This is a genomic window from Rhizobium sp. SEMIA 4085 (genome assembly GCF_013004495.1).
GTDB lineage: Bacteria > Pseudomonadota > Alphaproteobacteria > Rhizobiales > Rhizobiaceae > Rhizobium > Rhizobium gallicum.
The window spans coordinates 1-6,909 of record NZ_JABEPH010000329.1 but is presented as its reverse complement, the minus strand read 5'-3'; the positions used below and the strand labels follow the sequence as shown (position 1 = coordinate 6,909).

The following is a 6,909-nucleotide window of genomic DNA, read 5'->3' as shown; positions in this document are numbered from 1 at the left end:
GGTTCGATCGACGCATAGTCCTCGTTCTGCGGGTAGCTTTCTCCGTTGGCATCCGGATAGGGCTGATCGTAAAGTGGATCGCGCTGGATTTCCGCATCGCGCGGGATCGAGCCGGTCACGGCGCCGCGCTCCACATAACGCGTGCTGCCGTAGCTGTTGTCCGGGTAGTAGGGGTCATTGTTATGGGCTTCGCGGGCAGGCGGGCGCGGATAATAGCCGCTGCTGCGCATTTCCGTCGCGACGACGTTGCCGTAACCATCGAGCAGGACCCGGTTGCCGTTGCGATCCCGCGAATAATAGACGTCGGCGCCCGGCGGAATGTAATCGATGATCGCCCCGTCAGGCGTCACCATCACGACATCGCGCTGGCGGCGGCCGTACTGCTGCGCGTCGGCAACCGGTGCGGCAGCGGCAAGGGCCAGCACGACAGCGGCGAGGGACATCCCCGATTTCAAAAAGCGATTCACGTCTTACACCTCGAACAGTGATTTGGCCGACACACACCTGCGAATTTTGACGCTAGTGTGGAATTTATGAATTCGTACTAAACAAAAGATGAAAATTATCGTGCTTTCTGCCTGAGGCAAAACGTTTGGTTTGGCAAGCGGGTTCCATGGCGCATCGCCGGTTGTGCGCAACAGGTTTGCCGCGATTGACGAATGCGCGGACGGATCCTAACCCTACGGCAGCTTTAAGATCGGGAGGAATTGCAATGATCGAATTTGCCGCCGCCAAGGGGCCGCGCCTGATGCTGGACGAAACGTCGGTGATGGATATCGGCGGATGCATCGTCGACGGCGTCGATATCGCGCCGAAGCGCGCCATCCCTGACGACGGCGATCCGCGTATCGACCACTCGCTCGAAGGCTTTCTCTTCACCTGCGGTCCCGATCATATCCGCCATCGCGAGCCGATCCCGGGGCGGACGGATGGCAAGGTCTACCCGCTGCACGGTTCGGCCTGCGGTCATCCGGCCAAGGTTGTCTGGACCAAATTCGAAAACGGCAATGCCGAGTGCTGCGCCCACATCGATATCGTTACCGTCGAAGGATTGCCGCAGCGGATCGAACGGCTTTGGCGCATCGACGGCGCGACGGGGGAGGTCTCGCTTGACGACAGGGTCGTCAACACCAGCGATCAGGTGGTGCCTACCTTCTTGATGTACCACATGAATATCGGCGGAAAATGGCTCGATGCGGGCACGCGGCTGGAAGGGAAGATGCTCGAAGGCGGTGGTTTTCCATGGACCTTCGGCGAAGAGCTTGGCGGCCTCTTTTGCGTCGGGGCCCCGGCCGTGACGGATGGCTTTGCCGAAGTCCGGCTCGGTCCGATGAAAGCCGCGGGCGAAAAGACGCTTTGCGTGCGTTTCCGCGCGGATACGCTGCCGCACCTGCAGGTCTGGCGGAACCAGAAGACGCCGGCGGACGTTTTTGGCATCGAACCGGTTTCGCATCGCTGGGTCTCGCGTCGCGAGCTTCAAGCAGGCGAGTTCAACATGCTGCAGCCGGGCGAGAGCCGCAGCTATGCGCTTCGCTTCGCCTTCCTCTGAGCGAACTGTTGTTGACGCTTCCGGTCCCGCATCGTAGAGCTTCTGCCATTGATTATCAGGAGGAACGCGCGATGGACATCCGCCAGATCGACGACGAATATTCGGTATCCGGCCAGATCACGCTGGAAGATCTCGATCAGATCAAGGCGATGGGCTTCAAGTCGATCGTCTGCCATCGTCCGGACCAGGAAAGCCCGGACCAGACGCCGTTTTCGGTGATCGAAGTCCGCGCCAAGGAACTCGGCCTCGACATCGCGCATGTGCCCGTCGGCTCGATGGGCGTGACGGAAGAAGCCGTGCAAGGCATGGTCGACGCACTCGACGAATTTCCGCGCCCGATGCTCGGCTATTGCCGTTCCGGCGCACGCTCTACCGCGATCTATCAGAAGACCCATCATATTCGCGGCTGATCTTTTGGCGCGGCTTTCGGCCGTGCCCTTTATTTCATAAAACTCAGGAGAACATCATGAGCATCAAGCGTATCGACGTCGGCGCCCGCATGAGCGGCGCGGTCATCCACGGCAACACCGTCTATCTCGCCGGCCAGGTCGGCGAAGGCGAGAGTGTGACCGATCAGTGCAATTCGGCGCTTGCCGAAGTCGATCGCCTGCTTGCCGCTGCAGGTTCCAGCAAGTCGAAGATTCTGCAGACTCTGATCTATCTCTCCGACATTTCCTACTTTGCGGAATTGCAGGAGGCCGGGGAAGCCTGGGTCGACCCGAAGAACACGCCGGCACGCGCCACCAGCGAGGCCAAGCTCGCCGCACCGAAGTACAAGGTCGAGTTCATCGTCATCGCCGCAGTCGACTAAGATCGGCGCCATTTGCCAGTTTCAAAGCCGGTGGGTTCGCTCACCGGCTTTTTGTTTGCGCGATTTCGGTAAGCGTGCGTGTCGGCGTGATCGCCTCGGGATCGAGCTTCACCTCGATGATCGAAGGCTTGCCGCTGGCGCGGGCCCGCTCAAAAGCAGGCGCGCACGCTTCGGTTTTCTCCACTGTTTCACCATGGCCGCCATAAGGGCGGCGAAATCTGGCTTGGGGAGATCCGTACCGCTGACACGGCCGGGATAGTCACGTTCCTGATGCATGCGGATCGTGCCGTAGATGCCGTTGTTGATGACGAGGGAAATAATTGAAAGGTCGTAGCGGACGGCGGTGGCGAATTCCTGCCCGTGCATCAGGAAGCAGCCGTCGCCGGCAAAGCAAATGACTTCGCGCTCCGGAAAAAGCCGCTTGGCGGCCACGGCAGCCGGCAGGCCGTAACCCATCGAGCCGGATGTGGGGGCCGCTTGTGTATTGAACTGCCGGAAGCGATGGAAGCGGTGCAGCCAGGTGGCATAGTTGCCGGCACCATTGGTGAAGATCGTGTCGGCCTTCGTGTTGTGCTCGATCCATTCCATGATCGGTCCCATGTGAACGGCGCCGGGGCCTGTTTGCGGCGGCTTCGACCAGGCAAGATAGGCTTGGTGCATATGCTGCGTCCGTTCCGCCCAGCGCGGTTCGGCAGGCGCTTGGAGATCGCAAAGGGCGGCGACGAAATCCTGCGGCGATGCGCAGATCGCAAGGTCCGGACGGTAGATGCGGCCAAGTTCGGACGGGTCGGGATAGATGTGGACGAGCGATTGCGCCGGGTAGGGGACGTTGACCAGCGTATAGCCTGACGACGGCATTTCCGACATCCGGGCGCCGAGCAGGATGAGCAAATCGCTCTCCTTGATCTCCTTGGCCAGCACCGGATTGATGCCGATGCCGACATCACCGGCATAGCCCGGGCTAAGGTGATCGAAGAGCATTTGGCGGCGGAAGGAACAGCCGACCGGCAGCCTGAAGCGTTCGGCAAAGACGCGGAAATCGGCAACCGCATCTGCATCCCAGCGTGTGCCGCCGAGTATGACCATCGGCCGTTCGGCCTTCAGCAGCCGCATGTAGAAATCGTCGACCTGACGGCGCCCGGGATGAGCGGAAACGCGGGCATAAGGCATCGCGCGTGGCGCGTCCACTTCGTCGCGCAACATGTCCTCGGGCAGTGACAGCACGACAGGCCCGGGTCTGCCGGAGGTGGCAATGGCAAAGGCGCGGGTCACGAATTCGGGAATGCGCGTCGCATCGTCGATTTCGCCGACCCATTTTGCATATTCGGTCAGCGCGCGGCGGAACTCGACCTCCTGGAAGGCCTCGCGCTCGCGGGCATCGCGCTGGACCTGACCGATGAAGAGGATCATCGGGATCGAATCCTGCCTGGCGATATGCAGGCCCGCCGTGGCGTTGGTGGCGCCAGGCCCGCGGGTAACCATGCAGATGCCAGGTTCGCCGGTGAGCCGGCCCCAGCAATCGGCCATCATCGCGGCACCGCCTTCCTGCCGGCAGACGATCACTTCGATATCGGTGTCATAAAGCGCGTCCAGCACGGCGAGGAAGCTTTCCCCGGGCACGCAGGAAAGTCGCTTGACCCCGTTTGCCTTCAGCGCTTCGACTATCAGCTCGCCGCCGGTCTTCTTCATAGTGCGGATTTCCCCTCCCGTTCGGCGCGCTCCAATGCCTCGAGCTCAGCCAGGACCTCTTCCTGATGCTCGCCCAGCCGAGGGCCTGGCCTCTCGTAGCGCAGGGGCGTTTTAGAGAGCACGACCGGCGTCCTCACGCCGGGGATCACGTTTCCTGCCCCATCCGGCAGATCGATGCGCAGTCCGCGCGCCTTTATCTGCGGATCGGCGAACATCTCCTCGATCGTGTTGATCGCGCCGGCTGGCACGGCATTTTCTTCGCAGGCTTTCAGCAAGTCGGCTTTCTGCCATTTCAATGTTTCGGTCGAGATCATTCGGCGCACCTCGTCGCGGTTGGCGACGCGGGCCTTGTTGGTCGAAAAACGCTCGTCGCCGGCGATGCCATCGAGGCCGAGGATCGTGCAGAGACGCCGGAACTGGTTGTCATTGCCGACGGCAAGGATCAGGTAACCGTCCGCGCTCGGCACGACCTCATAAGGAGAGATATTCGGATGGGCATTACCAAGCCGCGCCGGCGCACGGCCGGAGACCAGGTAGTTCATGTTTTGATTGGCGAGCACGGCGGATTGCACGTCGAGCAGCGCCATATCGACAAGCTGTCCTTCACCGGTTTTCAGCGCATGGATGAGAGCTGCCTCGATCGCCGCCACGGCATAGATGCCGGTGAAGATATCGGCGATGGCGACACCTGCTTTCATCGGCTGGCGATCCGGCTCGCCGGTGATCGACATGAAGCCGGACATGCCCTGGACGATATAGTCATAGCCCGCCAGGCTGGCATAGGGGCCAGACTGGCCGAAGCCGGTGATGGAGCAGTAGACGAGCTTCGGATTGACCTTGCGCAAGCTCTCGTAGTCGAGGCCGTACTTGACGAGGCCGCCGAGCTTGAAATTCTCGATCAGGACATCGGCCGTTGCCGCGAGCCGTCGCACCAGCGACTGGCCTTCCTCGGTCTTCAAATCGGCCGTGACAGAGCGCTTGTTGCGATTGGCGCAGTGATAATAGGCAGCAGAAAGGTTTTCGCCGTCGCCGCCCTCGACGAAAGGGGGCCCCCATTGGCGCGTATCGTCGCCGCCGTCCGGATTTTCGACCTTGATGACGTCTGCGCCGAGATCGGCCAACATCTGCCCGGCCCAGGGGCCCGCCAGGACGCGGGCGAGCTCGATCACCCTGATGCCGGCTAGCGGCGGTTTCTTACGACTGTCCGTCATGTTCCTCCCGAGAACGGATCATGGTGCCCGCGTTGCCTCAGATGTATCGGATACGGGTTTGGATGCAAAGCGGCGCTCGCGCCAGATGATGTAAAGTCCGGATGCGATGATGATGAGAATGCCCAGCCATTTGATGGCGTCGGGAAAATCACCAAAGACCAGCCATGCAAAGATCGTGGCTGAGACGATCTCGAAATATTGCAGCGGCGCCAAGGTGGAGGCGGGTGCGGAGCGATAGGCATAGACGCCGAGGATGCTGGCGATCGCGGCCGTTACGCCGACGCCGAGGAGCCAGACGAGACCTATCATGGTTGGCATTACCGGTTCGAACACATCCGAGCCGCTTCCACGGGCGAAGAAAAGCAGGACACCGCAAAAGAGCAGACCCCACAAGCCCATGTGAAACTGCATCACCCACGGGTCCTCGCGCTGCGCCAGGGCCCTGTTCATCATTGCAGAGATGGCGATGCAGACTGCGCTGACGACCGGCAGCAGCGCAACGTAGCCGACTTCCTGGAAGCTCGGCTGAATGACCAGTATCGCGCCGAGGAAACCGACGCCGCAGGCTGTGTAGCGCCGCCAGCCGATCGTTTCGCCGAGAAATAGGCTGCTCAGGATGGTGAGGATGATGGGTTCGACGAAGAAGATCGCGATCGCATCTGCAACCGCCATGTATTTCAGCGTGCTGACGAACGAGATCATCGAAATGGTGATGATGGCACCGCGGATCGCGTGGAAGAGGCTCTGCCTCCATGACGAATCTGTCAGTTTCTTGCGCCAGATAACGATCGGAAGCATGCAGAGAGCCTGTATGGCAAAGCGTGCAGCGGTAATCTCCGCAGACGGAACCGTCGTGATGGCAAGCTTGGAGAAGATATCGATCAGAGGCGATACGAGCACCGAAATAAACATGAGCATCAGGCCCATGCTGATTTCGGAGGATCTATTCTTCGTTATTGCGCTATTCATTTCCGGTCCGCTCGTCAGGGTCTTGCGGTTGCTTCATCGCACCAATCGGCAAAGGCCGAAATCGCCGCTTCGGCTCCGATCTCGTTCAGCGTCTCGTGCCGTTTATCCTGATATATTTCGGTCGTGATACGGGAGAAACCATGCCGTTTCAAATGGTTTGACAGCCATATCATCGCTTTTCCGAAATCGGTCGCTGGATCTTTTCCGCCGCCGACGAGGTGGATTGGCAGGTTCCTTTTCAGCCTGTCGAGATGCCGCTTCTGCGGCGCGCGAAAGGTGAGTTCGAATATATCGAGCCACAGCGAAACGGAAGCATCGAAGCCGCAGAGCGGATCGGCGATATATTTGTCGACTTCGGCCGGATCGCGGGAGAGCCAGTCAAATTCCGTCCGGTGGCCGGGGATGGATTTGCCCCAGGTGTCGAAGGTAAGCTTCGGCAGCATGCCGCTCGGAACGTCGGAACCTTTCAGGGCCTTCTCGGCAAGCAGGATGGCTTGCGCGGCCCGGCCTGTCAGACCGACAGCGAAATTCGAATTCCATACGGCGACGGCATCGAATTTTTCCGGAAGGGTTACTGCAGCGTTGAGCGCGATCAGCCCGCCCCTGGAGTGGCCGAAGAGGATCACTGGAAGGTTCGGATGGAACCCTGCCGCATAGTCCCGCATGGCCACCATATCGGC

The 6,909-nt window shown here is 60.5% G+C and carries 6 protein-coding genes and 2 pseudogenes; 3 read left to right on the top strand and 5 right to left on the bottom strand.

Going from position 1 to position 6,909, the window contains the following annotated elements; translation table 11 throughout:
* A pseudogene (locus tag C9413_RS25315) lies at positions 1 to 467 on the bottom strand (hypothetical protein); the annotation flags it as partial.
* A 245-nt stretch (positions 468 to 712) separates the two neighbouring features.
* Between C9413_RS25315 and C9413_RS25310 the strand changes: the two are divergent.
* The 3 genes from C9413_RS25310 to C9413_RS25300 all read left to right on the top strand — a co-directional run bounded on the left by C9413_RS25310 (position 713) and on the right by C9413_RS25300 (position 2,360).
* Positions 713 to 1,549 carry a DUF4432 family protein gene (locus tag C9413_RS25310; protein ID WP_039845381.1) on the top strand — a complete coding sequence of 279 codons (837 nt, stop codon included), beginning with the start codon at positions 713 to 715 and terminating at the stop codon, positions 1,547 to 1,549.
* Between the two features lie 71 nt (positions 1,550 to 1,620).
* A complete protein-coding gene (locus tag C9413_RS25305) occupies positions 1,621 to 1,959 on the top strand; it encodes a TIGR01244 family sulfur transferase (protein ID WP_039845380.1) in 339 nt (112 codons plus the stop codon).
* A 56-nt stretch (positions 1,960 to 2,015) separates the two neighbouring features.
* Positions 2,016 to 2,360, top strand: a complete 345-nt coding sequence (locus tag C9413_RS25300) for a RidA family protein (protein WP_170251058.1) — start codon at positions 2,016 to 2,018, stop codon at positions 2,358 to 2,360.
* 40 nt (positions 2,361 to 2,400) lie between these two features.
* Here the strand turns inward: C9413_RS25300 and C9413_RS25295 are convergent.
* The 4 genes and pseudogenes from C9413_RS25295 to C9413_RS25280 form a co-directional block, all read right to left on the bottom strand.
* A pseudogene (locus tag C9413_RS25295) lies at positions 2,401 to 4,049 on the bottom strand (thiamine pyrophosphate-binding protein).
* On the bottom strand, positions 4,046 to 5,260 hold the full coding sequence (locus tag C9413_RS25290; protein WP_039845377.1) for a CaiB/BaiF CoA-transferase family protein: 1,215 nt from the start codon (positions 5,258 to 5,260) through the stop codon (positions 4,046 to 4,048). The pseudogene C9413_RS25295 and the gene C9413_RS25290 overlap by 4 nt, the downstream one beginning before the upstream one ends.
* 18 nt (positions 5,261 to 5,278) lie before the next feature.
* On the bottom strand, positions 5,279 to 6,229 hold the full coding sequence (locus C9413_RS25285) for a DMT family transporter (protein WP_039845376.1): 951 nt from the start codon (positions 6,227 to 6,229) through the stop codon (positions 5,279 to 5,281).
* A gap of 14 nt (positions 6,230 to 6,243) precedes the next feature.
* Positions 6,244 to 6,909 (bottom strand): alpha/beta hydrolase (locus tag C9413_RS25280; protein ID WP_170251057.1); only part of this gene is annotated, 666 nt, incomplete at its 5' end.